Source organism: Pararoseomonas sp. SCSIO 73927 (assembly GCF_037040815.1).
Classification (GTDB): Bacteria; Pseudomonadota; Alphaproteobacteria; order Acetobacterales; family Acetobacteraceae; genus Roseomonas.
In genome coordinates this window covers 3,083,750-3,110,056 of record NZ_CP146232.1, presented here as the reverse complement: position 1 = coordinate 3,110,056, position 26,307 = coordinate 3,083,750, and the positions used below count along the sequence as shown (strand labels likewise).

The 26,307-nt window shown below is 73.7% G+C and carries 29 protein-coding genes; 9 read left to right on the top strand and 20 right to left on the bottom strand.

The window, feature by feature from the left end; genetic code table 11:
- The first annotated feature begins 51 nt into the window (after positions 1 to 51).
- The 3 genes from VQH23_RS14470 (at position 52) to VQH23_RS14460 (ending at position 3,120) form a co-directional block, all read left to right on the top strand.
- On the top strand, positions 52 to 1,491 hold the full coding sequence (locus VQH23_RS14470; RefSeq protein WP_338661442.1) for a pitrilysin family protein: 1,440 nt from the start codon (positions 52 to 54) through the stop codon (positions 1,489 to 1,491).
- Complete coding sequence (locus VQH23_RS14465; protein WP_338661441.1) at positions 1,488 to 2,750, top strand: pitrilysin family protein; 1,263 nt, start codon at positions 1,488 to 1,490, stop codon at positions 2,748 to 2,750. Before VQH23_RS14470 ends, VQH23_RS14465 begins: the two co-directional genes overlap by 4 nt.
- A 79-nt stretch (positions 2,751 to 2,829) precedes the next feature.
- Positions 2,830 to 3,120 carry a hypothetical protein gene (locus VQH23_RS14460; RefSeq protein ID WP_338661440.1) on the top strand — a complete coding sequence of 97 codons (291 nt, stop codon included), beginning with the start codon at positions 2,830 to 2,832 and terminating at the stop codon, positions 3,118 to 3,120.
- Positions 3,121 to 3,160: 40 nt separating this feature from the next.
- On the opposite strand, the gene VQH23_RS14455 is transcribed toward VQH23_RS14460, so the two are convergent.
- The 5 genes from VQH23_RS14455 to VQH23_RS14435 form a co-directional block, all read right to left on the bottom strand.
- Positions 3,161 to 3,775 carry a superoxide dismutase gene (locus tag VQH23_RS14455; RefSeq protein WP_338666104.1) on the bottom strand — a complete coding sequence of 205 codons (615 nt, stop codon included), beginning with the start codon at positions 3,773 to 3,775 and terminating at the stop codon, positions 3,161 to 3,163.
- Positions 3,776 to 3,894: 119 nt separating this feature from the next.
- Positions 3,895 to 4,602: a hypothetical protein gene (locus tag VQH23_RS14450; protein WP_338661439.1), complete on the bottom strand. Its 708-nt coding sequence runs from the start codon at positions 4,600 to 4,602 to the stop codon at positions 3,895 to 3,897.
- Complete coding sequence (locus VQH23_RS14445; RefSeq protein ID WP_338661438.1) at positions 4,599 to 5,711, bottom strand: ABC transporter permease subunit; 1,113 nt, start codon at positions 5,709 to 5,711, stop codon at positions 4,599 to 4,601. Before VQH23_RS14445 ends, VQH23_RS14450 begins: the two co-directional genes overlap by 4 nt.
- 39 nt (positions 5,712 to 5,750) lie before the next feature.
- Positions 5,751 to 6,836 (bottom strand): extracellular solute-binding protein, encoded by a 1,086-nt coding sequence (locus VQH23_RS14440; RefSeq protein WP_338661437.1) that lies wholly within the window; start codon positions 6,834 to 6,836, stop codon positions 5,751 to 5,753.
- 107 nt (positions 6,837 to 6,943) lie between these two features.
- Positions 6,944 to 8,098 (bottom strand): ABC transporter ATP-binding protein, encoded by a 1,155-nt coding sequence (locus VQH23_RS14435; RefSeq protein ID WP_338661436.1) that lies wholly within the window; start codon positions 8,096 to 8,098, stop codon positions 6,944 to 6,946.
- Positions 8,099 to 8,365: 267 nt separating this feature from the next.
- Between VQH23_RS14435 and VQH23_RS14430 the strand changes: the two genes are divergently transcribed.
- Entirely contained in the window at positions 8,366 to 9,385 is a 1,020-nt protein-coding gene (locus tag VQH23_RS14430; RefSeq protein WP_338661435.1) for an enoyl-CoA hydratase/isomerase family protein, read from the top strand.
- 2 nt (positions 9,386 to 9,387) lie between these two features.
- Here VQH23_RS14430 and VQH23_RS14425 read toward each other — a convergent pair whose 3' ends face one another.
- Both VQH23_RS14425 and VQH23_RS14420 read right to left on the bottom strand, forming a co-directional pair.
- A complete protein-coding gene (locus VQH23_RS14425; RefSeq protein WP_338661434.1) occupies positions 9,388 to 9,954 on the bottom strand; it encodes a chalcone isomerase family protein in 567 nt (188 codons plus the stop codon).
- Between the two features lie 74 nt (positions 9,955 to 10,028).
- Complete coding sequence (locus VQH23_RS14420; protein WP_338661433.1) at positions 10,029 to 10,916, bottom strand: S-methyl-5'-thioadenosine phosphorylase; 888 nt, start codon at positions 10,914 to 10,916, stop codon at positions 10,029 to 10,031.
- 179 nt (positions 10,917 to 11,095) lie between these two features.
- On the opposite strand from VQH23_RS14420, the gene VQH23_RS14415 reads away from it, so the two are divergent.
- Positions 11,096 to 12,910, top strand: coding sequence for a GGDEF domain-containing protein (locus VQH23_RS14415; protein ID WP_338661432.1), 1,815 nt, complete (start codon positions 11,096 to 11,098; stop codon positions 12,908 to 12,910).
- Positions 12,911 to 13,066: 156 nt separating this feature from the next.
- Here the strand turns inward: VQH23_RS14415 and VQH23_RS14410 are convergent, their stop codons facing one another.
- From VQH23_RS14410 to petA, 3 genes are read right to left on the bottom strand one after another with little or no spacing between them, the layout of a single operon-like run.
- Complete coding sequence (locus VQH23_RS14410; protein ID WP_338661431.1) at positions 13,067 to 13,879, bottom strand: cytochrome c1; 813 nt, start codon at positions 13,877 to 13,879, stop codon at positions 13,067 to 13,069.
- Positions 13,879 to 15,156: a cytochrome b/b6 gene (locus tag VQH23_RS14405; RefSeq protein ID WP_338661430.1), complete on the bottom strand. Its 1,278-nt coding sequence runs from the start codon at positions 15,154 to 15,156 to the stop codon at positions 13,879 to 13,881. Before VQH23_RS14405 ends, VQH23_RS14410 begins: the two co-directional genes overlap by 1 nt.
- 11 nt (positions 15,157 to 15,167) lie before the next feature.
- Entirely contained in the window at positions 15,168 to 15,779 is a 612-nt protein-coding gene (gene petA / locus VQH23_RS14400; protein WP_338661429.1) for a ubiquinol-cytochrome c reductase iron-sulfur subunit, read from the bottom strand.
- 209 nt (positions 15,780 to 15,988) lie between these two features.
- Here petA and hemF point away from each other — a divergent pair, with 209 nt between their 5' ends.
- A complete protein-coding gene (gene hemF, locus VQH23_RS14395) occupies positions 15,989 to 16,933 on the top strand; it encodes an oxygen-dependent coproporphyrinogen oxidase (RefSeq protein ID WP_338661428.1) in 945 nt (314 codons plus the stop codon).
- A gap of 2 nt (positions 16,934 to 16,935) precedes the next feature.
- On the opposite strand, the gene VQH23_RS14390 is transcribed toward hemF, so the two are convergent.
- Positions 16,936 to 17,109 carry a hypothetical protein gene (locus VQH23_RS14390; RefSeq protein WP_338661427.1) on the bottom strand — a complete coding sequence of 58 codons (174 nt, stop codon included), beginning with the start codon at positions 17,107 to 17,109 and terminating at the stop codon, positions 16,936 to 16,938.
- An 87-nt stretch (positions 17,110 to 17,196) separates the two neighbouring features.
- Between VQH23_RS14390 and VQH23_RS14385 the strand changes: the two genes are divergently transcribed.
- Entirely contained in the window at positions 17,197 to 18,186 is a 990-nt protein-coding gene (locus tag VQH23_RS14385) for a tripartite tricarboxylate transporter substrate binding protein (RefSeq protein WP_338661426.1), read from the top strand.
- Between the two features lie 71 nt (positions 18,187 to 18,257).
- Here the strand turns inward: VQH23_RS14385 and VQH23_RS14380 are convergent, their stop codons facing one another.
- Positions 18,258 to 18,473, bottom strand: coding sequence for a hypothetical protein (locus VQH23_RS14380; RefSeq protein ID WP_338661425.1), 216 nt, complete (start codon positions 18,471 to 18,473; stop codon positions 18,258 to 18,260).
- A gap of 3 nt (positions 18,474 to 18,476) precedes the next feature.
- On the bottom strand, positions 18,477 to 18,677 hold the full coding sequence (locus VQH23_RS14375) for a hypothetical protein (protein ID WP_338661424.1): 201 nt from the start codon (positions 18,675 to 18,677) through the stop codon (positions 18,477 to 18,479).
- Positions 18,678 to 18,770: 93 nt separating this feature from the next.
- Between VQH23_RS14375 and VQH23_RS14370 the strand changes: the two genes are divergently transcribed.
- Positions 18,771 to 19,433 (top strand): tyrosine-protein phosphatase, encoded by a 663-nt coding sequence (locus VQH23_RS14370; protein ID WP_338661423.1) that lies wholly within the window; start codon positions 18,771 to 18,773, stop codon positions 19,431 to 19,433.
- 48 nt (positions 19,434 to 19,481) lie between these two features.
- Here VQH23_RS14370 and VQH23_RS14365 read toward each other — a convergent pair whose 3' ends face one another.
- The 7 genes from VQH23_RS14365 to VQH23_RS14335 form a co-directional block, all read right to left on the bottom strand.
- The gene (locus VQH23_RS14365; RefSeq protein ID WP_338661422.1) at positions 19,482 to 20,030 is read right to left on the bottom strand and encodes a HutD family protein; all 549 of its coding nucleotides are present in this window, start codon (positions 20,028 to 20,030) and stop codon (positions 19,482 to 19,484) included.
- An 11-nt stretch (positions 20,031 to 20,041) separates the two neighbouring features.
- A complete protein-coding gene (locus VQH23_RS14360; protein ID WP_338661421.1) occupies positions 20,042 to 21,811 on the bottom strand; it encodes an ABC transporter ATP-binding protein in 1,770 nt (589 codons plus the stop codon).
- 84 nt (positions 21,812 to 21,895) lie between these two features.
- Entirely contained in the window at positions 21,896 to 22,294 is a 399-nt protein-coding gene (locus tag VQH23_RS14355; RefSeq protein ID WP_338661420.1) for a DoxX family protein, read from the bottom strand.
- A 45-nt stretch (positions 22,295 to 22,339) separates the two neighbouring features.
- Positions 22,340 to 23,623, bottom strand: coding sequence for a CCA tRNA nucleotidyltransferase (locus VQH23_RS14350; RefSeq protein ID WP_338661419.1), 1,284 nt, complete (start codon positions 23,621 to 23,623; stop codon positions 22,340 to 22,342).
- A 10-nt stretch (positions 23,624 to 23,633) separates the two neighbouring features.
- Entirely contained in the window at positions 23,634 to 23,885 is a 252-nt protein-coding gene (locus VQH23_RS14345; RefSeq protein ID WP_338661418.1) for a hypothetical protein, read from the bottom strand.
- Positions 23,886 to 23,926: 41 nt separating this feature from the next.
- Positions 23,927 to 24,529, bottom strand: coding sequence for a CoA pyrophosphatase (locus VQH23_RS14340; RefSeq protein ID WP_338661417.1), 603 nt, complete (start codon positions 24,527 to 24,529; stop codon positions 23,927 to 23,929).
- Complete coding sequence (locus VQH23_RS14335) at positions 24,526 to 25,173, bottom strand: DUF1285 domain-containing protein (RefSeq protein WP_408904212.1); 648 nt, start codon at positions 25,171 to 25,173, stop codon at positions 24,526 to 24,528. The genes VQH23_RS14340 and VQH23_RS14335 overlap by 4 nt, the downstream gene beginning before the upstream one ends.
- A 116-nt stretch (positions 25,174 to 25,289) precedes the next feature.
- Between VQH23_RS14335 and VQH23_RS14330 the strand changes: the two genes are divergently transcribed.
- Positions 25,290 to 26,306, top strand: a complete 1,017-nt coding sequence (locus VQH23_RS14330; RefSeq protein WP_338661415.1) for a MoxR family ATPase — start codon at positions 25,290 to 25,292, stop codon at positions 26,304 to 26,306.
- Position 26,307: the final 1 nt, after the last annotated feature.

Here is a 26,307-nt window from a genome sequence, read left to right as displayed (position 1 = left end):
TGAGCCCGCCCGGCCATTCCCGCACGCCCCACGCCGCCCCACATGCCGGGAATGCCCCACCTGACCCGCCGCGCCGCCCTGGCCGCCGCCGCGGCAAGCCCCGCCCTGGCCCGCCGCGCGCCCGCCGCACCGGCGCCCGCCGCCGCCACCGAACCGCTGGCGACCCCGGCCGTCCTGCCGGCCCCGCAGCCCATCCCGGCGGATCGGCCGCTCTTCGGCGCTACCCTGTGGCGGATGCCGAACGGGCTGCGCGTCGCCCATGTCGGCACGCGCGGCGCGCCCGTGGTGGCGCACTACCTGTTCTACGGCGTCGGCGCCGGGGATGACCCGGAGGGCCGCTCCGGCCTCGCCCACTTCCTTGAGCACATGATGTTCAAGGGCAGCGAGCACGTGCCGGACGGCGAGTTCTCCCGCCGCGTGGCCCGCGAGGGCGGGCAGGACAACGCCTTCACCTCCCGCGACGTGACCGCCTACCACCAGACGGTGGAGGCCACCCGGCTGAAGCTCGTGGCGATGATGGAGGCGGACCGCCTCCGCGCGCCGCTCTACCCGGCGGAGGGCGTGGAGCCCGAGCGCGCCGTGATCCTGGAGGAGCGGCGGCAGCGCACGGACAGCAACCCGCGCGCCCGCTTCCGCGAGCTCTACGACGCCACCCTGTGGGGCCGCCAGCACTGGCGGGGGCGCCCGATCATCGGCTGGCCGGAGGATATCCGGGCCATCAGCCGGGACGACATCGTCGCCTTCCACCGCCGCTGGTACAACCCGGCCAATGCCGTGCTGGTGGTCAACGGCGCGGTGGAGGAGGCGGCGCTGCGCCGCGTGGTAGAGGACGAGTACGGCGGCGCCGAATCCGGCGAGCCGATCGTCCGCCGCCGCGCCGACCCGCCGCCCGCCCCGCTGGAAGCCCGCATCGTCCGCAACGACTCCGGCGTGCGGGAGGCGCAGATGCTGCGCTCCTGGATCGCGCCCACCCTCACCTGGGGCCGGGCGGAGGCCGACATGGCCCATTCCCACCCGCTGGAGGTGCTCGCGCACCTCCTCGGCGGCGGGCCGGGCTCGCGCCTGCACCGGGCGCTGGTGCAGGGCGGCCTCGCGATCGCGGCGGGCGCCGGCTACGACAGCGACAGCCTCGGCGCGGACTCCTTCGCCCTCTACGCCACCCCGCGCGGCGACACGACGCCCGCGAGGCTGGAGGCCGCGGTCGAGGAGGAGGTCTCCCGCGTGCTGGACGGGGGCGTAACGGCGGAGGAGGTGGCGCGCAGCCAGCGCCAGCTCACCGCCGGCGTCATGCTCTCGGTCGACGGCATCGGCGCCGCCCCGCGCCTGCTCGGCGGGGCGCTGGCCATCGGCTTACCCGCCGATTCGGTGGAGCACTGGCCCGCCCGCATCCGCGCCGTGACGCCGGAGGCGGTGATGGCCGCCGCCCGCGCCGTCTTCACCCACCCCTCCCTCACGGGCTGGCTGCTGCCGGAGGGCGTCCGCGCACCATGAGCGAGGGAACCCCCAGCGGCTTCACCCTGCCCGTGCAGGTGGTGGAGTCGGCCGGCGTGACCGCCTGGCTGGCGGAGGACCACTCCGTCCCCGTCATCTCCATCGCCTTCTCCATCCCCGGCGGCGCCGCGCTGGACCCGGCGGGGCAGGAGGGCGCGGTGGCCCTCGCCTCCGCCCTGCTGACCGAAGGCGCCGGCAGCCTGGACGCCAACGCCTTCCAGGAGGCGATGCGCGACAACGCCATCTCCTTCAACTTCTCCGCCGACCGGGACGAGTTCTCCGGCAGCTTCCGCTGCCTGAGCGATGCCCTGCCGGAGGCGACCCGCCTCGCCCGGCTGGCGCTGACCGCGCCCCGGATGGAGGCGCGCGACATCGAGCGGGTGCGCGCCCGCGCCATCGCCGGCGCCCGCCAGGCGCTGGAGAACCCGCGCGGCCAGGCCGGGCGCGCCTTCTGGTCCGCCGCCCTTCCCGGCGCCTACGGCCACCCGCCCGGCGGCACGGCCGAGACCATCGCCACCCTGACCGGCGACGCGCTGCGCGGGATGCCTGCGCGGCAGCTCCGCAAGGGCGGCCTCCTCGTCGCCGCCTCCGGCGCGATCACGGTGGGGCAGCTGCGCGACGTGATGGCCGCCCTCTTCGGCGACTGGCCGTCCGAGGAGCCCTCCGGCCTTCCGCGCATCCCGCCCTTCGCCGCCACCGGCGTGACCGTGGTGCCGATGGAGAGCCCGCAATCCGCCGCCGTTTTCGGGCACCAGGGGCTGGCGGTGGACGACCCGGACTGGGAGGCGGCGGGTGTCGTCCTCCGCATCCTCTCCGGCGGGGGCTTCTCCTCCCGGCTCATGCAGGCGGTGCGGGTGGAGCGGGGCCTGGCCTACGGCATCGGCGCGGGGCCGGAGCCCGTGGCGGGGCGCAGCCTCATCATGGGGTCGGTCGCGACCGAGAACGCCCGCATGGCCGAGACCCTCTCCGTCCTGCGCGGGGAATGGGCGAAGATGGCCGCTTCCGGCCCCACGGCGGCGGAGCGGGAGGAGGCGATCGCCTACCTCACGGGCAGCCAGCCTCTCTCCTTCACCTCCACCCGGCAGGTGGCGAACATCCTGCTGGCCCTGCGGCGGAACAACCGCCCGCTTGACTGGCTGGCCAACCGCCCCGCCCGGCTGGAGGCGCTGACGCGGGAGAGGCTGACGGAGGTGGCGGCGCGGATTCTGCTGCCGGATTCGCTGGCGGTGGTGGTGGCCGGGAGGCCGGTCGGCCTTTAGCCGTACCGGACATCGGCGGCACCTTCCCACTCTTCCGGCACAGACCCTAGAGTGTCGCCCGGGATCAGGGGAGGCGTGGATGCGGATCATCGCCGTCGCGGCAGGGCTTCTCGTCGCCGCAGGCTCGGCGCAGGCCTCCGACTGCAATGCCCCGGACGCGCCGGGGCCTTTCCTGGTGCGGGTGAGCGACCAGAAGGTGCCGCTCTTCTACGCCATGTCCTGGAGCACCCGGCCGCCGACGCCGCGGGCCGTATCCGCGTCATGCCTGAGCGGCCGCGGGAACGGGGCGGCGCAGCAGGTCTCCGACAGGCCATCGGCGACGGACCGACCCGCCCCTCCGCCTCGCCGGCCGAGGCCGCGACGGGACTGACAGGGTCCGGGGAGGCCGGAGCCTCCCCGGACGGGGCGCCTCAGACCCCCAGCGTGCCGGCCTTGGCCGCCGCGTAGCGCTCCGCCACCCGGTCCCAGTTCACCACGTTCCACCAGGCCGCCAGGTAGTCCGGCCGGCGGTTCTGGTACTTCAGGTAGTAGGCGTGCTCCCAGACGTCGTTGCCGAACAGCACGCGCTGCCCGTCCATCAGTGGCGTGTCCTGATTCGGGCGGGTGGTGATCGCCAGCCTGCCGTCCCTCGCCGCCGTCACGAAGACCCAGCCGCTGCCGAAGCGGCCGACGCCGGCGGCGTTGAAATCCGCCTTCATCTTGTCGAGCCCGCCGAGATCGCGCGTGACGGCCTCCGCCAGATCGCCGGAGGGCGCGCCGCCGCGGCCGCCCATGACGGGCCAGAACATGCTGTGGTTGGCGTGCCCGCCCGCGTTGTTGCGCACCGTGGTCCGGATGGATTCCGGCACCTGGTCCAGCCTCGCCAGCAGATCGGGAAGCGAGAGGGCGGCGAGCTGGCCGTGGTCCTTCAGCGCGTTGTTCAGCGCGGTGACGTAGGCCTGGTGGTGGCGGCCGTGATGGATCTCCATCGTCTGCGCGTCGATGTGCGGCTCGTTGGCGTTCGGCGCGTAGGGCAGCGGCGGCAGGCTGTGCGGGCCGGCTGGCGCCTGGGCCGGAGCCTGTGTCTGGGCCTGGGCGGGCCGGACGAGGGCTGTGGCGGCCAGGGCGGGGATCCCGGCCAGGACGAGGCGGCGGTTGAGGGTGGTCACGGCGTCTTCTCCTCTGAGGTGGGGGCTCGTGGCGCAGGGAGAACGCCGGAGGACGCGCCCGGCCGCCCCGGGCGGAGCAACAAAACGGCACCGAGGACGAGCGCGACGAGCACGGGCGCCAGCGGCGGGCCGCCGGCCAGCACCGAGGCCGGCAGGGTCTCCGCCCGGAGGAGGACGGCCGCCCCGCTCTCCCCCAGCGAGAGGGCGAGGACGAGCGCCGCGCCGAGCGCCGTCGCGCGCCGGAAGTGCGGCCGCAGCAGCAGCCGCGCCGCCGCCTCGGGCTCCGCCCCGCAGGCCTGGGCCGCCCGCGAGAGGCGCGGGTCCACGCGATCCAGCGCCGCGAGGGTGAGCGCGGCCACCATCGGCGCGCCGAGCAGCGCGTGCCACAGCGCCAGGCCGGGCAGCCGCGTCCCCTCGCCCAGGCGCTCCACGGCCAGCAGAACGGCGGCGGCCGGGAGGACGGGCGGCAGCAGGACCGGCAGGGCCACCAGCGCCAGGACGGGGCCGCGCCCGAGGAAGCGGCCCCGCAGCCCCGCCCCGGCCATGGCGCCGAGCGGCGCCGCCACGGCGGCGGCGGCGAGAGCGACGAGAAGGCTGTTCAGGAGCGCCGCTCCCGTGCCCTCCCCCGCGCCGCCCGCCAGGAGGAGCCCCGCCAGGGGCGCCAGCAGCAGCGCGACAGACAGGAGGGCGAGAGGGCGGCTCACGCCCGCATATCCCGGCCCCGCATGCCCCGGCGCAGCAGGAAGGTGGCGGGCAGCAGCGGCAGGAGGAGCAGGGCGGCCAGCGCGCCCGCCTGCCCCCAATCTCCGGCGCGGGCGGCGGCGGCCAGCACGCCGGCGGTCAGGGACAAGCCGGGATCAAGCAGCCCTGGCACGATGAAGCCTCCCAGCGCCTGCGCGAGGACGAGGGCGCAGCCCACCGCGATCCCCCGCCGGGCGAGGGGCAGGCGGACGCGCCAGAACACCTTCCGCGGCGGCAGCCCGAGCGCCGCCGCCGCCCGCGGCAGGCGCGGCCCCGCCCGGCGCAGGGAGAGGGCGATCGGCAGCACCATCAGCGGCAGCAGGCCGAGGATCGTCGCGATAAGGGCCACCCCCGGCCCGGCCTCCAGCAGCGCGGCCCAGCCGGCGGCCCGCGCGGCCTCGCCGGAGAGCAGGGGAAGCAGGGTCAGGACGGCCAGCGCCGCGGCCCGGCCCGGCCGCGCCTCCGCAATCAGCCGGGCCAGCGGCCAAGCGAGGAGAAGGCAGCCCAGCACCGCCAGCACCGCCGCGCCGAGGCCGCGCGCGAGGACGGCCCGCGCGTGGGGCCCCCGCGGGCTGTCCTCCAGCCCCCCCTCGGCCGTGAGCCGCAGCCCGACGGCGGAGAGAAGATGGAAGCCCGACGTCCCCTGCCCGGCCCGGCGCAGCGCCGCCCAGCTCTCGGGGTCGCCCCAGGCGGGATCGGCGACGAGGATAGCGGCGGCGCGGGTGGTGCGCGTCCTCTCCGCGATCTCGGCGGTTCCGGGCAGCACCTCGCGCAGGGCGGGCACGTCGGCGGCCAGGCGCTCCGCCGCGCGGGCCATCGCCTCCGCCCCCGCCGGCCCCGCGGCCCGCAGCGCGGCCAGATCCGCCGCCAGCGCCTCGAAGGCCACGTCGTCGGGCAGGTTGTTCCCGTCCCACTGGCGCAGCACGCGCAGGGTGCGCGGCAGGGCCGGCGCCACCTCCGTCTCCGCCGTGCCGCGCCGGAGCAGGAGGCCCAGCGGCGCCAGGGCCCCGAGCAGGACCAGCAGCGCCAGCGGGGCCGCCAGCAGCGCGGCGCGGAGGGGTTCCGGCCTCAACGAGCCCATCCTCAGCGCACCCTCATCAGCGCACCCTCATCAGCGTCCGGGGCCGCCGGCCGCCCAGGCGGAGAAGCGGCGCTCCAGCCGGTCCAAGTTGGCGCGCCAGAAGGCGTCGTCGACCCGCAGGGCGTCGCGGGCGTTGTCCGGGGCGGTGGGCAGGTTCGCCAGCACGTCGTCCGGCAGCCCGCTCTCCGCGCCCCGGGCCGTGACGCCGTAGGGAATGCGCGGGGGCAGCCCGGCCTGAACCACGGGGTCGCCGGCGAAGCGCAGGAAGGCCAGGGCGCGCTCACGGTTCGGGCTGCCGCGCAGGATCGCCCAGCTGTCCTGCGCCAGGAGCTGCCCGGCCCAGACGATGCCGAGATCGGCCGAATCCTCGCGATTGGCGGCGTCGATCCGGCCATTATAGGCCACGGCCATCGTCACCTCGCCGGCGGCCAGCGCCCGCGGGGGCTCGCTGCCCTGGTCCCACCAGCGGATGGCCGGGCGGATCGCGTCCAGGCGGCGGAAGGCGCGGGCCAGCCCTTCGTCGGTCGCGAGCGCGGGATAGACGGCCTCGGGCGCCATCCCGGCGCCCAGCAGGGCGATCTCCAGCGTCGTCTTGGCGCCGCGGCGCATCCCGCGCGGGCCCGGGAAGCGGGCGGTGTCGAAGAAATCGGCCCAGCCCTCCGGCGCGACCCCGCCGCGCCGGTAGGAGAGGACGAAGCCGTAGAGGATGTTGCCAACGCCGCAGCGGGTGAGCGCGCCCGGCAGGTAGCGCTCCGCGCCGCCCACATCCTCGGGCGCGATTCGCTCCAGCAGCCCTTCCTCGCAGCCGAGCAGCAGCTCGTCCCCCTCCAGCTGCACGAGGTCCCAGCGGGCGGTGCGGGAGCGGTCGCGCAGCGAATCCATGCCGCCGTCCCAGGTCTCCTCCAGCAGGCGGCCGTTGGTGGCGCGCTGGAAGGGGCGGAAGAACACCTCGCGCTGCACGTCTTGGTAAGCGCCGCCCCAGGAGACGACCGTGAGGTCCCGCGCCTGCGCCCGGGCCTCCGGCGCGGCCAGGGTAAGCAGGGCCGGGGCCAGCGCGGCCGGGGCGAGCCGCCTGCGCCCGATGCGCCACGCCGATGGAGGCCCTTGCTGGGGCATCGCGCCTCTCACCCGTCCTGTCCGGTGTTGCGCGGAGCTTAACCCATGCGTCACGCCAGGCGAACCGCCCGGGGGCGCGCCCGGCGATGCCGAGCGCGTGATGCCCTTCAGGACGCGTCCCGGTGAACCCGCGCGGCCGCGAGGTCCCAGGCGATGGAGGCCTCCTCGCCCAGTTCCGGCAGGGGCAGGCCGGGCGGGCGGTGCGCCACCAGCTCGCCCCCCTCCCCGATCGAGAGCCGCAGCCGCACCTCGCCCCCGGCGAAGCGGGCCTCGATCAGCCGCGCCGCCACCGCGTCCTCCCCCATCGCCTCCGGCGGCAGGGGGGCGACGGCCACGTGCTCCGGCCGGATCACCAGGGTGCAGTTCGCGCCCGGCAGGGGCGATCCCTCCGGCCCCGTGACCGGCAGGCCCGTCGCCTCCAGCCCGCAATCCAGCCGCACGAGGCAGACCCCGTCCTCCACCGAGAGGACGCGGCCGGGCAGGCGGTTGCAGGGCCCGGTGATGGCGGCCACCACCGGGTCGGCCGGGTTCTCGTAGAGCCCCCGGGGCGTTCCGGTCTGGCGCGCGCGGCCGCCCTCCAGCACCACTATGCGGTCCGAGAGGAGGGAGGCCAGGACCGGGTCGCGCGCCGCGTGCAGCACCGTCAGGCCCAGCGCCCGCCGGAGCCGGGCGAGATCGGCGGCCAGCACCTCGCGCTCCTCCCCGTCCAGCGCGCGGAGGGGATCGTCCAGCAGCAGCAGCGCCGGGGCATGGACCGTGGCGCGGGCCAGGGCCACCCGCACCTGCCGCGCGGGGGAGAGGGCCTCCGGGCGGAGGCGGGCCAGGGCGGGCGGGATGCCCCAGCGCTCCAGCATCGCGGCCGCGCGATCCTCCCGCTCCGCGCGGCCCACCCCGCGCGCCTCCAGCGGGAAGGCGGCGTTGGCGAGCACGTCCATCTCCGGGAACAGGTCCGGCTGGTCCAGGACGAGGCCGATGTCGCGCCGCCAGGGCGGCAGCCGGGCCAGCCTCTCTCCCTTGAGGAGGATCCGTCCCGCATCGGGCTGGAGGAAGCCGGCGACGAGCTCGATCGCCACGCTCTTCCCCGCCCCGGCCGGGCCGAGGAGGGTGAGGAATTCGCCGCGCGCGAGCTGCAGCTCCAGCCAGGCAAGGGCCTGGGTCCCCTCGGCCTGGCCGGCCTTGCGCACCCCCTCCATCACCAGGAGGGGCGGCCCGCCTGCGGGGGTCGCGGCCGTTGTGCCGGGACTGACGGGTTGCTGCGCCATGCCGCATGGGATCGCGGCGCGGCGGGGCGGTGTCAACCGCGCCGCCCTTGCCGGCCCAAACCGCACCGGCCTTGCCGCCCCAACCGCGCCGCCCTTGCCGCCCCAACCGCACCGGCCTTGCCGCCCCAACCGCACCGGCCTTGCCGGCCCAACCGCACCGGCCTTGCCGGCCCAACCGCACCGGCCTTGCCGGCCCAACCGCACCGGCCTTGCCGGCCGGGGCGCCGGCGGCTAGCCCGGAGGAAAGCGAGCGGGAGCGGGACGGCGATGGAGAGGGCCGAATCGGGCGTGGTGGCCGGGATCGAGGGGCGGGCAGGCACGATCCTGCTGGACCGCCCGCGCGCGCTGAACGCCCTGGACCAGCCCATGATCGACGCGCTGGCCGAGGCCGCGCACCGCTTCCGGGACGACCCCGCGGTGGATTTGGTGATCCTGGAAGGCGCGGGCGGCCGCGCCTTCTGCGCCGGGGGCGACGTGCGCGCCGTGCGCAGCGCCGCCCTGGCCGGGGACGCCGCGACGATCGAGCGGTTCTTCGGCAGCGAGTACGCGCTGAACCGCGCTATCGCGGAGTACCCCAAGCCCTGGATCAGCCTTATCGACGGCGTCTGCATGGGGGGCGGCATCGGCGTCTCCGTCCATGGCAGCCACCGGGTGGTGACCGAGCACGCGCTGCTGGCGATGCCGGAGACGGCCATCGCGCTGTTTCCGGATGTCGGCACCTCCTTCGTGCTGCCGCGGCTGCCCGGGCGGCGCGGGGCCATGGGCAAGTGGCTCGCCCTCACCGGCGCGCGCCTGCAGGGGGCGGAGGCGGTGGAGGCGGGGCTGGCCACCCATTACGTCCCGCGGGAAAGGCTGCCGGCGCTGCGCCAGGCGCTGCTGGCGGGGGACGCGGGGGTAGTGGCGCACCACGCCGCCGCCGTGCCGCCCGGCCGGATCGAAGCGGAGCGCGCGGCGATCGAGCGCGGCTTCGCGCCCGACGACCTCGTCTCCATCACCGCCGTGCTGACGGCGGAGGGGACCGCCTGGGCGGAGGCCCAGCTGGCGATGCTGCGCCGCATGTCCCCCACTTCCATGGCCGTGACGTTGGAACTGCTGCGGCGGGGGGCGGAGATGGACCTTCCTTCCTGCCTCGCCATGGAGCTGGCGCTGACGCGCGGCGTGACGGCCCACCCGGACTTCGCCGAAGGCGTGCGCGCGCTTCTGGTGGACAAGGACAACGCGCCGCGCTGGACCCCCGATTCGATCGCCGCGCTGGACCGCGACGCCGTGCTGCGGCTCTTCGGCTGACCTCAGCCGAGGCCGAGCAGGCCCCGGCGCAGCCCCTCGCTGCTCGAGTTCGGGCCGATGAAGCTCGCCAGCATCATCCGGCCCTGGTGGGCGGTGACGCGCACCGGCGCCTCCCCGGCATAGGCGATCTCCCCGTGGTCGGGCAGGAAGAGCCACTCCTCCAGCTGCCCGGATGGCAGGTCGCGCAGCCGGGCGCGGAAATCGGGCGGCATCTCGCAGCCGCAGCCCTCGCGGAACCCGTCCTCCCAGCCGCTCACCAGCCGGCCGCGGGGTACGGAGACCTCGTAGCGCAGCCGCAGCAGCTTCACCCCGGGGGAGGCGAGGATCGCCCCGTCATCCGTGCTCCGCCGCTCCAGGTAGAGGGCGCCGCGGATCACGGGGATGGCCAGGAAACGACGCACCCCCGTGCCGTTCAGCACCAGCCGGCGGCCGGCCACGTCCAGGACGGCCGGCACGTCGCCTGCCGTGCCCTGGGCGGCAGCCGGGCGGATCGTCAGCGCGGCGAGGGCGAGCGGCGCGAGGGCGCGCCGATTTACCAGGGGCTGATCCGCCGCGCTGTTCCCCCTCATGCCGCCACTCCTCCGTTCCATCCTTAACGCAGGAGATGGCATCGCGGCCGTGGCGCGCCAGGGCTGAGGCGGCCTCAAGCCGCCCGCAGCACCCGGCCGGCCACCGCGTCCAGCTTCGCCATCAGCGCCGGATCCCGGTTCGCGGCCGGGGTGACGATGGCGCTCTCCAGCGCGCGGTCGCAGCCGTAGGGGCAGGCGCCGCGCGGGGCGCCGAGCATCGGCACGACCCGGCGCACCAGCGCCTTCGCGCGGCTGGCGTTCTCCGTCATCACCTTCACCACCGCGTCCACCGTCACGGCGTCGTGGTCGGGGTGCCAGCAGTCGAAATCCGTGACCATGGCGACGGTCGCGTAGCAGAGCTCCGCCTCGCGGGCGAGCTTGGCCTCCGGCATGTTCGTCATGCCGATCACGTCGCAGCCCCAGGCGCGGTACAGCTCGCTCTCCGCCTTGGTGGAGAATTGCGGCCCCTCCATCACGAGGTAGGTGCCGCCGCGCTTGTACTTCAGGTCGATCTCCCGCGCCGCGCCCTCCAGCGCGTCGCCCAGCCGCGGGCAGAGAGGGTGCGCCATGGAGACGTGCGCCACGCAGCCCGTCTCGAAGAAGCTCTTCTTCCGGGCGAAGGTGCGGTCGATGAACTGGTCCACGATCACGAAGGTGCCGGGGGGCAGGTCGCCGTTGAGGCTGCCCACGGCGGAGAGGGAGAGCACCTCCGTGCAGCCCGCGCGCTTCAGCACGTCGATGTTGGCGCGGTAGTTCAGCTCGCTCGGCGGGATGCGGTGGCCGCGGCCGTGGCGCGGCAGGAACACGCAGCGCACCCCGTCCAGCACCCCGAAGAGAAGCTCGTCGGAGGGCTCGCCCCAGGGGCTCTCCACCCGGCGCCACTCGCGGTCCTGCAGCCCGTCGATGTCGTAGAGGCCGGAGCCGCCGATGAGGCCGATGACAGGGGTGATCTGGTCGGGCATCGCGGGCTCCGTTCGCTGCCGGGGCATGCGGGAGGGGGGTGGCCTCGGCGGCCCCGCTCTAGCCGAGAGGCCGGGGCGGCACCAGGGGCGGGAAAGGAGGAGCAACCTCGGGTTGCTTTCAGCAACCCCAGGTTGTCCAATGGCGTTCGAATCGCGTGAATATGGGATTGGGGGGCAAGATGCCGGAAGCCTGGTCCGGGAACGAGGCCGAGCGGCTGCTGGACGTGGCCGATATAGCATCCTTCGACAAGGTGACGGAGGAGTTGATGGGCGCCTTCGTCCGGGTGGCGAGCGACCTCGTCGGCGTGCCGATCTCGGGCGTCTCCCTCGTCGGCGAGCACGAGCAGTTCTTCAAGGCCATCCAGGGGCTGCACGCCGGATCGACCCCCAAGGACGACGCCTTCTGCGCCTACGCCATCGAAAACCCCGAGCAGGTGATGGTGGTGCCGGACCTGAAGGAGGACCCGCGCTTCGGCACGAATCCCCTGGTCCTGAGCGACCCCAACCTGCGCTTCTACGCGGGCGCCCCGTTGCGCGGCGGGCGCGGGACGCCCGTGGGCACGCTCTGCGTCATGGACCGCAAGCCGCGGGAGCTCACCCCTTCCATGGTGGCGCGGCTGCAGGATCTGGCGCGCGGCGTCTCCGCGGCGCTGACGCTGCGGCACGCCATCCGGGAGGTGCACCGCGCCGCCCGCACCGACGCGCTGACTGGGGTGTGCAACCGCAAGGGCATGGAGGAGATGCTCGCGGAAACGGAGCCGCGGGACTTCGGCATCCTCATGATCGACCTGGACGGCTTCAAGCCGATCAACGACACCTACGGCCACGCGGGCGGCGACCGCGCGCTGGTGGAGGTGGCGCGGCGGCTGAGCGCCACGGTGCGCTCCATGGACACCGTGGTGCGGCTCGGCGGGGACGAGTTCGTCGTGCTCGTGCGCGGGGTGGACAAGCCGGAGGCGGGGATGGGGCTGGCCGGCCGCATCCACGCGGCGCTGGCGGACACCTTCATGCTCAACGGCTCCCCCGTGCCGCTGCGCGCCTCGATCGGCTTCGCCGGCATCCCCTGGCACGCGGGCGACGTTCCCTCGCTGCTGGAACGGGCGGACGCCGCGCTCTACGCTGCCAAGCGGGCCGGGCGCGGTGTCACACGCTCCGCCGGTACCAGCACGAGCGGGGAGACGGTGGGCCGCGCGGCGCTGGAGACGCGGCTGCGCGAGGCCTTCGCGCCAGGTGGCACGGTGCCCTTCCACCTCGTCTTCCAGCCGATCGTGGAGCTGAAGACGGGGGTGGTGAGTTCCGTGGAGGCGCTGCTGCGCTGGCGCACGGACACCGGTCTCTCCCTTCGTCCGAGCGACGTGCTGCCGGTGATCGAGGGGATGGGTTACTCCGGCGCACTGGACCGATGGGTGGTGGATGAGGCCTGCCGCCTGATCGCGCTCGGCCACCCGCCCTTCACCATCGCCGTCAACGCCTCCGCCAGCACCTTCGGCATGCCTGGCTTCGACGCCCAGGTGGCGGGCGCGCTGCGCAAGCACGGCATCGGCGGCGACCGGCTGGTGATCGAGATGACCGAGGGCTCCCTGGCCGGGGAGGCGAGCGCGGCGATGGCAAACATGCAGGGGCTGGCGAAGCTCGGCGTGCGCGTGGTGCTGGACGACTTCGGCGGCGGGCACGGGACGCTCGCCCGGCTGCGCGGCTACCCCTTCGACGCCATCAAGATCGACCGGTCCCTGGTGACGGACTGCGCGCGCGACGCCCAGGGCACCGCGCTGATCGAGGCGGTGGCGGGGATGGCGCACGCCTTCTCCGTCCCGGCCGTGGCGGAGGGGGTAGAGGACGCGGCCCAGCTGCACGTGCTGGCGCGCTTCGGGGTAGAGCGGGCGCAGGGTTTCCTGCTCTCCCGCCCCGTGGCCTGGGACCGGCTGGAGGAGCTGGCAGCCAGCATCCCCGCCCGTGTCCAGGCCGTGCTGGAGGCGCCCGCCCCCGCCGCCTGACCGCCCGGGCCAGGGGGCCCGGATCAGGAGAGCCCGGGCTCAGACCTGAGCCCGGATATGGGCCCAGAAAGGACGAAGGCCCTGCCCGGTCACCCGGGCAGGGCCTTTGCTGTCATGCCACCGGGGTCCGGGGCACACGCTGCGTGGTGGGCCCGTTCAGGGCGCCGGCTCGGTCTGGTGCAGCCGCGCCCAGATCTTCTTCTTCACCAGGAAGACCAGCCCGCCGAGGATCGCCAGGTAGATGAGCATCCGCACGCCCATGGACCGGCGCTGCTCCAGCTCCGGCTCGGCGGCCCAGGCGAGGAAGGTGCTCACGTCGATCGACATCTGCTCGACGGTCGCCCGCGTGTTGTCGGCGTAGGTGACCTGGCCCTCGCTGTTCAGCGGGGCGGGCATCGCGATCTGATGGCCGGGGAAGTACTTGTTGTAGTGCATCCCCTGGGCGACGGTGACGCCGGGCGGCGGCTCCTCGTAGCCGATGAGCAGGGCGTGCATGTAGTCCGCCCCGCCCTCGCGCGCCTTCACCATCACGGAGAGGTCGGGCGGCAGGGCGCCGTTGTTCGCGGCGCGCGCCGCGGCATCGTTCGGAAAGGGCCGGCGGAAGTGGTCCGAGGGGCGCGCGGGCCGCTCGAACATCTCGCCGTTGTCGTTCGGCCCGTCCTGCACCTGGAACTGGGAGGCGAGCGCCGCGACCTGCGCCTCGGACAGCCCGATCCCCCGCAGGTGGCGGTAGGAGAGGTGCCGCATGGAGTGGCAGGCCGAGCAGACCTCCTTGTAGACCTGGAAGCCCCGCTGGGCGGAGGCGCGGTCGAAGGTGCCGAAGATGCCGTCGAAGGAGAAGTCCGTGTTCGGCAGCACGATCGTCTCGTGCCCCTCGGCGGCCCGGGCGCCCGTGGAGGAGAGGGCGGGCGCCAGGGCGAGGGTGGCGGCCAGGGCCGCCACCTTCAGGGTCGTCGCGAACCGGCGCATCACGCCTTCTCCATCGGCTTGGCGGTGGCGCCGGCGGGCAGTGGACCCCCGCCGCGGTGTTTCAGGACCGAAGCGGCGATGCTCTCGGGCAGGGGCAGCGGCTTCTCGAACTTCGCCAGCAGCGGCAGGATCACCAGGAAGTAGGCGAAGTAGTAGGCCGAGCAGATCTGGGCGATGAGGATGTAGGGCTGCTCCGCCGGCTTGCCGCCCACCCAGCCCAGGACGAAGAAGTTCACGGTCCAGAGCAGGAAGAACCAGCGGGCGATCGGCCGGAACCGCATGGAGCGCACGGGCGAGGAGTCCAGCCAGGGCAGGACGAAGAGGATCACGAGCGCGCCGCCCATCATCGCCACGCCGCCGAGCTTGTTCGGGACCGCGCGCAGGATCGCGTAGAAGGGCAGGAAGTACCATTCCGGCACGATGTGCGCGGGTGTCACCAGCGGGTTGGCCGGGATGTAGTTGTCGGGGTGCCCCAGGAAGTTCGGCATGAAGAAGACGAGGATGGCGAAGACCATCAGGTAGACGATGATCCCGACGCTGTCCTTGATCGTGTAGTAGGGGTGGAAGGGGATCGTGTCCTTCGGCCCCTTCGGCTCGATGCCCAGAGGGTTGTTGGAGCCGGTGATGTGCAGCGCCGCGATGTGCAGGAACACCACGCCCGTGATCACGAAGGGCAGCAGGAAGTGCAGCGAGAAGAAGCGGTTGAGGGTGGGGTTGTCCACCGAGAAGCCGCCCCAGAGCCAGGTGACGATGTGCTGCCCGACGACCGGTAGCGCCGAGAAGAGGTTGGTGATGACGGTGGCGCCCCAGAAGGACATCTGGCCCCAGGGCAGCACGTAGCCGAGGAAGGCGGTGGCCATCATCAGAATGAAGATGATGACGCCGAGCATGAACAGCAGCTCGCGCGGCGTCTTGTAGGAGCCGTAGTTCAGGGCGCGCCAGATGTGGATATAGACCACGATGAAGAACATCGAGGCGCCGTTGGAGTGCACGTAGCGCAGCAGCCAGCCGTAGTTCACGTCGCGCATGATGCGCTCGACGGAATCGAAGGCGAGCCCGGTGTTCGCCACGTACTGCATGGACAGGATCACGCCCGTGGCGATCATGATCACCAGGTTGATCATCGCCAGCGCGCCGAAGTTCCAGAAGTAGTTGAAGTTCCGGGGCGTGGGGAAAGTGCCGTATTCCCGCTGCACCATCGAGATGATGGGCAGGCGCTGGTCGACCCAGCGCAGGACGGGGTTCGAGACGTCGGAGTCGTGAAGGCCCTCGGCCATGGTGTCTCTCCTCAGCCGATCCGCACGCGGGTGTCGGAGGTGAAGGAATAGGTGGGCAGGGCCAGGTTCAGCGGCGCGGGGCCGCGGCGGATGCGCCCTGCGGAATCGTAGTGGCTGCCGTGGCAGGGGCAGAACCAGCCGTCGAAGTCGCCCTTCGGGTCCGTGGACTTCTGCCCCAGCGGCACGCAGCCGAGATGGGTGCAGACGCCGATCACCACCAGCCACTGGTCCTTGCCGGGCTTCACCCGCGCCGAATCGGGCGCGGGGTCGCGCAGCTCGCCGACATTGACCGCGCGCGCCTCCTCGATCTCCTTCGCGGTGCGGTGGCGCACGAAGACCGGCTTGCCCCGCCACATCACGGTGATCGCCTGCCCCTCGGCGATCGGCCCCAGCTCCACATCCGTGGAGGAGAGGGCGAGCACGTCGGCGCTGGGGTTCATGGAGTGGACGAAGGGCCAGGCGATCACGCCCACGCCCACCGCCGCGAAGGAACCGGCGGCGAGCTTCAGGAAGTCACGGCGAACCGGCCCTTCCCCTTCATGCACCGTGCCCGCGGGATCGGCATGGCGGGGCCCGGGTTCGGAGGGGCTCGTCTTCGGCGGGGAAGCCAGCACATCGGCCATTCGATCGCTCGTCCTGTTCTCCGTTCCCGTCCCGAGCGCGGGGCGGGCGGTTGCTTCCTCCCCCGCACGGCCAGGTCTAGGGCCGGGATCGGGGCGCGAGCCGGGCATGCGCGGGCCGCGCCATGCCAAGTCGACGATGGCGCCATATAACGGTGCGAAACGCAGGGTGGCAACGGCACGCCCCCCGCCACAACCTCGCGATGGCCAGAATGACACAACCCTCTGCACCACCCTCTGCGCCATCCTCTGGCCCACCCGCGCCGGCCGGTGCGTCCGACCCGGCGGCGCATCCCCTCGCCGCCCCTGCCCGCGCGTGGTTCGAGGGGCTGCGGGACCGCCTCTGCGCCGCCTTCGAGGCGATCGAGGACGAGGGCACGACCGGCCCCCATGGCGGCCTCCCCCCCGGCCGCTTCGTCCGCACGCCCTGGAACAGGGAGGGCGGCGGCGGCGGCGTCATGTCCGTGATGAAGGGCCGGGTCTTCGAGAAGGTCGGGGTGAACGTCTCCACCGTCCACGGAGAGTTCAGCCCGGAGTTCCGGCGCCAGATCCCGGGGGCGGAGGAGGATCCGCGCTTCCTCGCCACCGGCGTCTCCCTCGTCGCCCACATGCGCTCGCCCAAGGTGCCGGCGGCGCACATGAACACGCGCTTCATCGCCACCAGCCGCGCCTGGTTCGGCGGCGGCGGGGACCTGACGCCAATGTTCCCGGATTCGGCGGAGGCCCAGGAGGATGCGGCGGGCTTCCACGCCGCCTTCCGGGGCGCCTGCGACGGGCACGACCCGGCCTACTACCCGCGCTTCAAGCGGTGGTGCGACGAGTACTTCTTCCTGCCCCACCGGGGGGAGCCGCGCGGGCTAGGCGGCATCTTCTACGACTGGCTCGGCCGGGAGGACCCGGACGAGTCCCGCCTGCCCGACCACTTCGCCTTCACCAGGGACGTGGGCGAGGCCTTTCTCCTCTCCTACCCCGCCATCATCCGGCGCCGGATGCACGAGCCCTGGACGGAGGCGGACCGGGACCACCAGCTGGTCCGCCGCGGCCGCTACGTGGAGTTCAACCTGCTGCACGACCGCGGCACGCTGTTCGGCCTGCGGACCGGCGGGAACGTGGAGGCGATCCTCATGTCCATGCCGCCGGAGGTGCGCTGGCCCTGAGACTAGCGGCCGCCGGGCAGGCCGGCGCAGCGCAGCTGCGCCCGCCCGCCCTCATGGCGGCGGCGGTTCCCGAAGGTCATGTCGCGCCCGCGCGGGCAGCAGCCATTGGCCTTGTGCGGCTTGCACAGGAGGCAGCCGGCACGGCCGTTCTTCGGCCTTCTCCGCTTGAAGTGCATCCCCTCCCTCCCCGGCCTCATAGGACTTGGACGCGGCCGTAACGGGCTGGCACAGTCCGCGCAAGAACGACGTCCGAGGGAGCCTTCATGATCGCGCGCCGCACCCTTCTCGGGGCCGGGCTGGCCCTGCCTGTCCTTCACCCCGCCCTGGCGCAGACCGGGGCGCCCCCGGGTGAATGGCCCAACCGCCCCATCCGCTTCATCGTCCCCTTCCCGCCCGCCGGCTCCACGGACGTGATGGCGCGGATCTACGGGGAGCAGCTCCAGAGCCGCCTCGGCCAGAACATCCTGGTGGAGAACCGGCCGGGCGCGGGCGGCAACATCGGGATGGATGCGGTCGCGAAGGCCCCGGCCGATGGCTACACCTTCGGCATGGCCACGATCGGGCAGTTCTCGATCAACCAGTTCCTCTACTCCCGCATGCCCTGGGAGATCGACCGGGACTTCATCGCGGTGGCCCTGACCTACGAGCTGCCGAACGTGGTGATAGTCAGCAGCCAGCACTGCCCGGCGAGGACGCTGCAGGAGTTCATCGCCTGGGCCCGGGCGCGGCCGCAGGGCATCAGCTACGGCAGTCCGGGGGTGGGCACCACCGCGCATCTCTGCGGCGGCCTCTTCACCAGCCGCCTGGGGCTGAACGCGGAGCACGTGCCCTTCCGCGGCGCGGCGCAGATCACGCCGGCCATGCTCTCGGGCGACCTGACCTGCGCGATCGACAACCTCGCCTCCTACGTCCCGATCATCCAGGAGGGACGGATGCGCGCCTTCGCGGTGACGAGCGCGGAGCGCTGGCCGAGCCTGCCCGACCTGCCGACCATGGCGGAGGCGGGGATGCCGGACTTCGTCGTCACCTCCTGGGCCGCCCTCGTCGCGCCCGCCGGCACGCCGAAGGTGGCGGTGGACCGGATGAACGCGGCGCTGAAGGCGGTGGCGGAGGACCCGGCGGTGCAGCGGCGCTCGCTCCAGGCCGGGACGAAGCTGCTCTGGTCCACGCCGGAAGGCGCGTCGGAGCGCGGGAGGCGCGAGCGGCCGATGTGGCAGGAGGCGGTCCGCATCACCGGCGCGCGCGCGGATTGATAAGGGTTGGATTAAAAAGGGCCGGAGCGGTCCTCCCGCTCCGGCTCCCTTCGCCGATCTAAACGGACGCCTCAGTAGCCCGAGCGGTCGCCCTTCTTCTCGGGATCATGTGTGTGGTGGCTGTCCCGCTCACCGCCGCCGCCGGAGACTTGGCTCTTGTCGCTGTTGGTCGCCGGGCCGGGCACGGTCTTGCCTTTCTCCCGGTGCGCCTCGCCGTGGCTGCCGCCCTGATGGCTGCTGCCGGGGCCGCCGCCGGCGTTCTCCTTGTTCTCGGTTCCCTTGACCATGGTTCAACGATCCTGCTGGTAGCCCTGGTGGTGGGTGTTGATCCCGGTGTTGCCCTGCTGGCCCTGCTGGCCGGGGTCGGACTTGCCGCGGTTCTCCGCGGTGTTCCGGGCATCCTTGGGGTTCACGTCGCCCTCGCCGGGGTTGTTGCCCCCGTGGGGCGCCTGGTTGGCGGGCGGCACGGGCGGCAGATGGGCCTTCGACATGGCGGGCCTCCTCTTCTTCCTTCGAGGACGGGGTAACGCCCCGTCACCCCGGGCCGTTGCCCCTTCCCCCCCGCGCACCCTATTTCCCGGCCCATGCCTCAAGACCTGACGACCCCCGCCGGACGCCGGGCCGCGGTGATGAACAGCCTCTTCGTGGACCACGCGATCCTGCGGCAGGGCTGGCGCAACTGGGGCGTGGTGGCGCCGGGGCGGCTCTACCGCTCCAACCACCCCTCCCCCTGGCAGCTGCGGGACGCGGCGCGGCGCTACGGGCTGCGGACCGTGGTCAACCTTCGCGGGGAGCGGGTGGATTGCGGCTCCGACGCCCTCTCCCGCGCCGAGGCCGCCCGGCTGGGCCTGACTCATATCGACGCCCCCTTTGAGAGCCGCGGCGCCCCGCACCGGGACCGCATCCTGCGCCTCGCCGGGATCCTGAAGACGATGGAGGAGCCCGCCCTCCTCCACTGCAAGTCCGGCGCGGACCGCACGGGGCTGGTGGCCGGCATCTTCCTGCTGCTGGAGGGTGGGACGAGTGCGGAGGCGCTGGGGCAGCTCCACTGGCGGCACGGCCACGTCTCCGCCTCCCGCACCGGCATCCTGGACGCCTTCTTCCGCCTCTACGCCCGCCGCGCCGAAGGGCGGATCCCCTTCCTGGACTGGGTGCGGGACGAGTACGACGAGGCCGGGCTGCGCGCGGATTTCCGCAGCCGCCCCTGGGCAGACCGGCTGGTGGACGGGGTGCTCCGGCGGGAGTAGGCGCCCCTCAGCGCCGCTTCCTTAGCGTCGCTCCCCATAACATCGCCCCTACCGTCGCCGGGTGATCCCGACGGTGATCGCCACCGTCCCGGCCTCTGCCGCCTCGATGCTGGCGAGGCCGGGGTGCAGGACGGTGTCGCCGGCGCCGAGGCGGTCCGGCCCGACGGTGAGGGCGCCGCGGGCGCAGAACACCGCCATCCCCGCCACCCGCGCGGGATGGCCGGGGAGGAGGCCGAGCACGGAGACCGCGGCCTCGAAGTTGCGGCCCGCCACCACGTTGAAGGCCCGGGCCGCGCCGCCTTCGGGGCGATAATGGGTCGGGCGGTCCCCCGGGAAGGCTACGGGCACGAAGGGCAGGCAGGGCAGCCGGGCGTCGTCCACCGTGAGGGTCGCGCCCTCCCCCCCGAGCAGGGTGAAGATCCGGTTGCAGCCGGGGAAGTGGGAGAAGTCGGCGGCCTCCCCGAGGTCGGCGATGCCGAGCTGCCAGCCGGAGACCTCCGCCCCCTCCCCGCCCGTGGCGACCGTGCGCGTGAGGCCCTTGCCATTGGGCCAGAAGCGCGGCTCCAGCGCGGCGTGGCGGATGACGGTTCCCGACATTCTCTCTCCTCTCAGGCGGTCGCGAAGGCCTGGGCGCGGACGAGGCCGGCATAGAGCCCGCCCGCGGCCAGAAGCTCCGCATGGGTGCCGGATTCGGCGACGCGGCCGGATTCCATCACCACGATCAGATCCGCATCCCGCACGGTGGAGAGGCGGTGCGCCACCACCAGCGTGGTGCGGCCGGCGCGCAGCGTGGCGAGGGCGGCCTGCACCGCCGCCTCGCTCGCCGTGTCCAGCGCGCTCGTCGCCTCGTCCAGCAGCAGCACGCGCGGGTTCCGCAGCAGGGCGCGGGCGAGGGAGATGCGCTGGCGCTGCCCGCCCGAGAGACGCGCGCCGCCGGGGCCGAGCACCGTGTCGTAGCCCTCCGGCAGGGCGGTGATGAAGTCGTGGGCGGCGGCGGCGCGGGCGGCGTCCTCCACCTCCACGGCCGTAGCGCCGGGGCGGCCGCAGGCGATGTTGGCAAAGGCCGTGTCGTCGAACACCACCGCGTCCTGGCCGACATAGGCGATGGCGTCGCGCAGGCTCTCCAGCGAGACGCCGCGCAGGTCCGCGCCGTCCATCGTCACGCGACCGGAGGAGGGATCGTAGAGGCGCGGCACCAGGGCCAGCGCCGTGGACTTGCCGGCGCCGGAGGGGCCGACGAGCGCGACGGTCCGGCCCGGCTCCGCCACGAGGGTCACGCCGTCCAGCGCCACGCGCCCGTCCTCATAGGCGAAGCGCACCTCCTCGAAGGCCACGCGGCCCTGTCCCGGCGGCAGGGCGGGGGCGCCGGGGCGGTCGTCGATCCCGCGCGGCGCGTCGATCACGGCGTTGACGCGGGATAGACCGGCCAGCCCCTCCTGCAGCGCCGCGTTCAGGCTGCCCAGCGCGCGCACGGGGCGGGAGGCGATGAGGAGGGCGGCGACGAAGCCGGTGAACTCGCCCACCGTCCCCTCCCCCTGCGAGACGCGCCAGCCGACGAGGGCGAGGATGGCGGCCACGGCCACGCCGCCGATGGCCTCCAGCATCGGGTCCAGGCTGGCGCGGGTTCGGGCGATGGAGAGAAGGCTGGCGCGCAGATTGGCGAAGAGCCGCGCGGCCCGCGCCTCCTCCGCCGCTTCCAGCCGGTAGGTGCGGACCACGCGGGCGGCGGCGAAGCTCTCCGTCAGGGTCGCTGCGGCCTCCCCCACCCGCTCCTGCATGCCGCCGGAGGCGCGGCGGATGCGCTTGCCGAGCTTCAGGATAGGCACCACGGCCACGGGGTAGAGCAGCGCCGCCACCAGCGACATCCTCCAGTCCAGCCAGACCATGGAGGCGACGAGGCCCACCACCGTCAGCACGTCCGCCACCGCGTTGATGGCCTTCGTCAGCGCCTCCCGGATGGCGGCGGCATCGGCGGTGAAGCGGGCGGCGTGGCGTGCGGGGGCTTCCCGCGAGACGGCGGCGAAGTCGGCGTGGGTCAGCGCACGGAAGAGGCGGTTCTGCAGCCCCTCGATCACCCGCAGCACGGTGGACTGGATGGAGACGGCCTGGCCGTACTGCGCCAGCGCCTTGGCCACGGTGAGCGCGATGATGGCGGGCGGCACCGCCCAGACGATCCGCGCATCCCCCGCGGCGAAGAGGTCGAAGGCCTGCTGGATCACCACGGGGTAGAGGGCGGTGAGGCCGGCGACGAGACCGGTGCAGAGCAGGGCGACGAGGATCCGGCGGGGATGGTGCCGCACCTCCTCCCGCCAGAGGCGGAGGATAAGGGCGCGGCTCGCCTCCGGGTCGAGGCGCCGGGACTTGGAAGGGGGGGCCATGGGCGGGCGGTTAGCGCAGGGGACCCGCCCATGACCAGTGGACGCGGGACGGCGGGGCGGAGGAGGGCCGCCCCGCCGGCCGGATCAGGCCTTGTTGCGGGCCGCGTCCACGCTCCAGGGGCCGGGGCCCGCGAAGACGAGGTAGAGGAAGACGAAGCAGTAGAGGATGGAGGCGTCACCGCCGTTCAGCGTGGGGTAGAGGTTCCGGGGCGCGTGGAACATCCAGTAGGCCACGGCCATCTCGCCGGAGAGGATGAAGGCGACCGGGCGGGTGAAGGCGCCGATCAGCAGCAGGAGGCCGCCGACGAGCTCGAGGATCGCGCCGACCCAGAGGAGGGACATCACCGGCGGTAGCGCACCGCCGGCCGGCGGCCCTGGAAAGGCGAAGAGCTTCTGGGTGCCGTGCAGCAGGAAAATCAGCGCCGCGACGATTCGCAGCACGGAGAGCACGCGGGGCGCCCAGACGATGAGGGCAGGCGACATGGGAAACCTCGGATTCGCGTTATGAAGAAGGCGTAACCCGTCCGATCACGTTTTCGGAAGCGTCTCCGTGTGAATGGCCCTCATCATTTCCACCAATCGGGAACGGCAGGCCTCCCGATCGGCGGTGCAGCCGCCCTCCAGCCACCAGCGGCGCGTCTCCGCCAGCAGGCGGCCCATCTCCGGGCCGGGTTTCACGCCCAGCGCCAGCGCGTCCCGCCCCTGCAGGGGGAAAACCGGCACGGGCAGCGCCTCCAGGCGTGCCCGGAAGCGGTTCCAGGCGGCATCGTCCGGCCCCTGCCAGCCCCAGGCGCGGTTCACGGCCTGCCGCAGCCAGGCGGCGTCGGCCAGCCGGTCTCGGGACTGATCGGCCAGCAGGCGGCGCAGCGCGTCGTCCTCCGGGCCGCCCGCCGCAATGGCGGGCTGGATCGGCAGGATGTCGTGCCCGGCGCGGTAGCGGGCCACCAGCCGCGCCACCTCCTCGCCGCTCGCCTTCAGGCGCCGCGCGGCCCTGGCGGCCCCGTGGGTCAGCAAGGCGTCGAAGCGCAGCATGGGGTCCGCCGGGGCGCCGATGGCGGCCAGGGCCCGCAGCACCCCGGCGGCGCCGAGCGTGGCGGGGCCGAGCACGGCAGGCAGCACCCCCGTCTCCTCCATCAGCGCCACGGCCTCGGCCGGGTCCGGCGCGGCCAGCAGGCGCTTCAGCTCCATCCAGATCCGCTCCACCGAGAGGCGGGAGAGGGAGGGCACGGCGCCGCGGATGGCCGCCACCGCCGAAGGATCGGGCTCGCCGCGCCCGTAGCGGGCCTGGAAGCGGAAGTAGCGGAGGGCGCGGAGATGGTCCTCGGCCAGCCGCGTCGCCGGGTCCCCCACGAAGCGCACGCGGCCGGCTTCCAGGTCCGCGCGGCCGTCGAAGTAGTCCCACAGCTCGCCTTCCGCCGAGAGCGAGAGGGCATTCATCGTGAAGTCCCGCCGCGCCGCGTCCTCCCGCCAGCTCGTCGTCCACTCCACCACGGCGTGCCGGCCATCCGTCATCACGTCCCGGCGCAGGCTCGTCACCTCCACAGGCAGACCGTTCAGCACGGCGGTGACGGTACCGTGGGCCAGCCCCGTCTCGTGCACCCGCAGCCCGGCGGCGGCCAGGCGGGCCGCGATCTCCTCCGGCGGGAAGGGCGCGGCCACGTCCACATCCGCCACGGGGCGCCCCGCCAGGGCGTCGCGCACCGCCCCGCCCACGGCGCGGCCGCCGGGCAGGGCCGCCAGGACGGCGGCCGGGGCGGCCTCGGCCAGGATGGCGGGGGGCGCGATCCGCGCGACCGGAGGGTCCTCGGTCACGGGACCTCCGTCATGGGGCGCGCGCCGGCGGCACCGGGCGGGCGGGGCCGTCCGCCTCGATGCGGGAGGGAACGTAGAGAGTGGTGGTGCTCTGCCCGCGGGAGAGCCCGTAGATGATTGCCCCGCCGATCGTGACGACGAGCCCCGCCACCGCCAGCGCGATCACGTGCGCCGCCACGGCCCGGCCGGGATTGAAGCGCAGCCACACCGCGTAGAGCGCGAAGGGTGCAAGGAAGAGGATCGCCTCAACGAGATAGGGCATGGATGGCCTTTATGCCGCCGCGCCGGGCGGGCCGGTAGGCCTCAGCCTCTCAGCGCCAGCGCGAGGCTCCGCAGCATGCTCGCCGTGGCGCCCCAGATCGTCTGCGTCTCGTGCGGCCACTGCCAGTAGTGGCGCGTGCGCCCGCCGAAGACGCCGCTGCGCTTCTCCGGCCCGGCCGGGTCCAGCAGGCGGTCCAGCGGGTACTCGAAAATCTCCGCCACCTCGTCCGGCGAGGGGGTGAGGGTCACGGGCGGGTCCAGCAGGGCCACCACGGGAACCACGTGGAAGCCCGTGCCCGTCACCATCCCCGGCAGGCGCCCGGCCAGGCGCGGCAGGCGCGGGTCCAGCCCCACCTCCTCCGCGGCCTCGCGCAGGGCCGCGGCCTCGGGCGTCTCGCCGGGTTCGATCCGCCCGCCGGGAAAGGCCACCTGCCCGGCATGGGAGGAGAGGGTGGCGGCGCGCCGGGTCAGCAGGATTGTCGGCGCGTCGTGCAGCAGGATCGGAACCAGCACCGCCGAGCGACGATGGCCTTGCGGCGGCTGCATATCGCCCTCGGCGCGGGCCAGGCGGGCGGGCTCGGCCAGGCGCGCCTCGACCGCGGCCGGGGCAAGGCCCGGCCGGAGCACCGGAAGGGCGTCCGTCACGCCAGCTCGTCGTCCAGCTCTTCCAGGTCCTCGGGCAGGTCGTCCGTGTCCGGGGCCGGGCTGTCGTCGATGATGAAGAAGACGCCCTGGCTCCAGACGCCCATCACCTCGCGCCCGTCCACCGTCTCCGGCTGGGCGAGCGCCACCAGCTCGTAGAAGACGGGGCGGCTGATCCGGGCCTCAAGCCCCGGGCGCACCGTGATGTAGGGGCGGGGCTCCCGCGTCACGGGGTCAACCTCGACCCGGATCGGGTGGCTCTCATCGGCCGAGACCATCTCGTCCAGGTTGGTGCGGAAGGTCAGGCACTGGCGGGCGGGGGGCTTGCGGGTGCCCGTTTCGCAGGCGCCCTCCCCACAACAGTGGCCCCAATTCAGCTCCACGGCCACGAAGGGGGCGTCCTCCACCTCGATCCGGCCACGCTCCGCGGGAGTTTCCAGCCAGTAGCTGCCGTCCTCCTCCCGCTTCAGCACAGTGGCAAAGAGGCAGACCAGTTCCTTCCGCCCAATCGGGCTGCCCTGGTAGTACCAGGTGCCGTCCTTCGCGATCCGCATGCGGAAATCGCCGCAGATCGTGCGGGGCGATCGGGCTATCGGGGGCATTTCTGCTTTCCGGCCTTGCGTAACGTCATGCATCCCCAGCGCCATGTGACTTCCTCCGCGCCATCGAAGGGCCCTACCCTCCCCTTTCACCGTCCCGCCTCCATCTTCGGAGGGGCGGAGGCCAGGGCGTTACCGTCCAGCCATATGAGAAGGGGCCACGCATGGTTGAAGTGCCCGGCGTCACGGAAGTGACAGGTGATGCCGAAAGGCTACTGGGCGAGGCCGAGGCCCTCTCCGCCCGCCTCGCTCGGGTGCGGGCCGCGGTGGGCCAGGTGATCCTGGGGCAGGAGGAGGTGGTGGAGCAGGCGCTCGTCACCCTGCTCGCCGGCGGGCACATGCTGCTGGTGGGCGTGCCGGGACTGGGCAAGACGAAGCTGGTGGAGACGCTGGGCACGGTGATGGGGCTGGACGCCCGCCGGGTGCAGTTCACGCCGGACCTCATGCCCTCCGACATTCTCGGCTCCGAGGTGCTGGAGGAGGCCGAGGGCGGCCGCCGTGCCTTCCGCTTCCTGCGCGGCCCGGTCTTCTGCCAGCTGCTGATGGCCGACGAGATCAACCGCGCCTCTCCCCGCACCCAGTCCGCGCTGCTGCAGGCCATGCAGGAGCGGCGCGTGGCGGTGGGCGGCGAGGTGCTGGACCTGCCAGCCCCCTTCCACGTGCTGGCGACGCAGAACCCGATCGAGCAGGAGGGCACCTATCCCCTGCCCGAGGCCCAGCTGGACCGCTTCCTGCTGGAGATCGAGATCGGCTACCCCGACGAGGCGGCGGAGCGTGCCATGCTGCTCGCCACCACCGGCGCCACCGAGGCCCGGCCCCAGGCGGCGCTGACGGCGGCGGAGCTGATGGCCGCGCAGTCCCTGATCCGCCGCCTGCCGGTGGGCGAGGCGGTTCTGGACGCCATCCTGCGCCTGGTGCGCGGCGCCCGGCCGGACACCGCGACCCTCCCCGCCGTGCGGGAGCACCTGTCCTGGGGCCCCGGCCCGCGCGCGGCCCAGGCGCTGATGCTGGCGACGCGCGCGCGGGCGGTGCTCGATGGCCGCCTCTCCCCGAGCGTGGAGGACGTGATCGCGCTGGCCGAGCCGATCCTGCGCCACCGCATGGCGCTGGGCTTCGCGGCGCGCGCGGACGGCGTCCGGCTCTCCGAGGTGATCGGCGCGCTGAAGGCCGATCTTGGCTGAC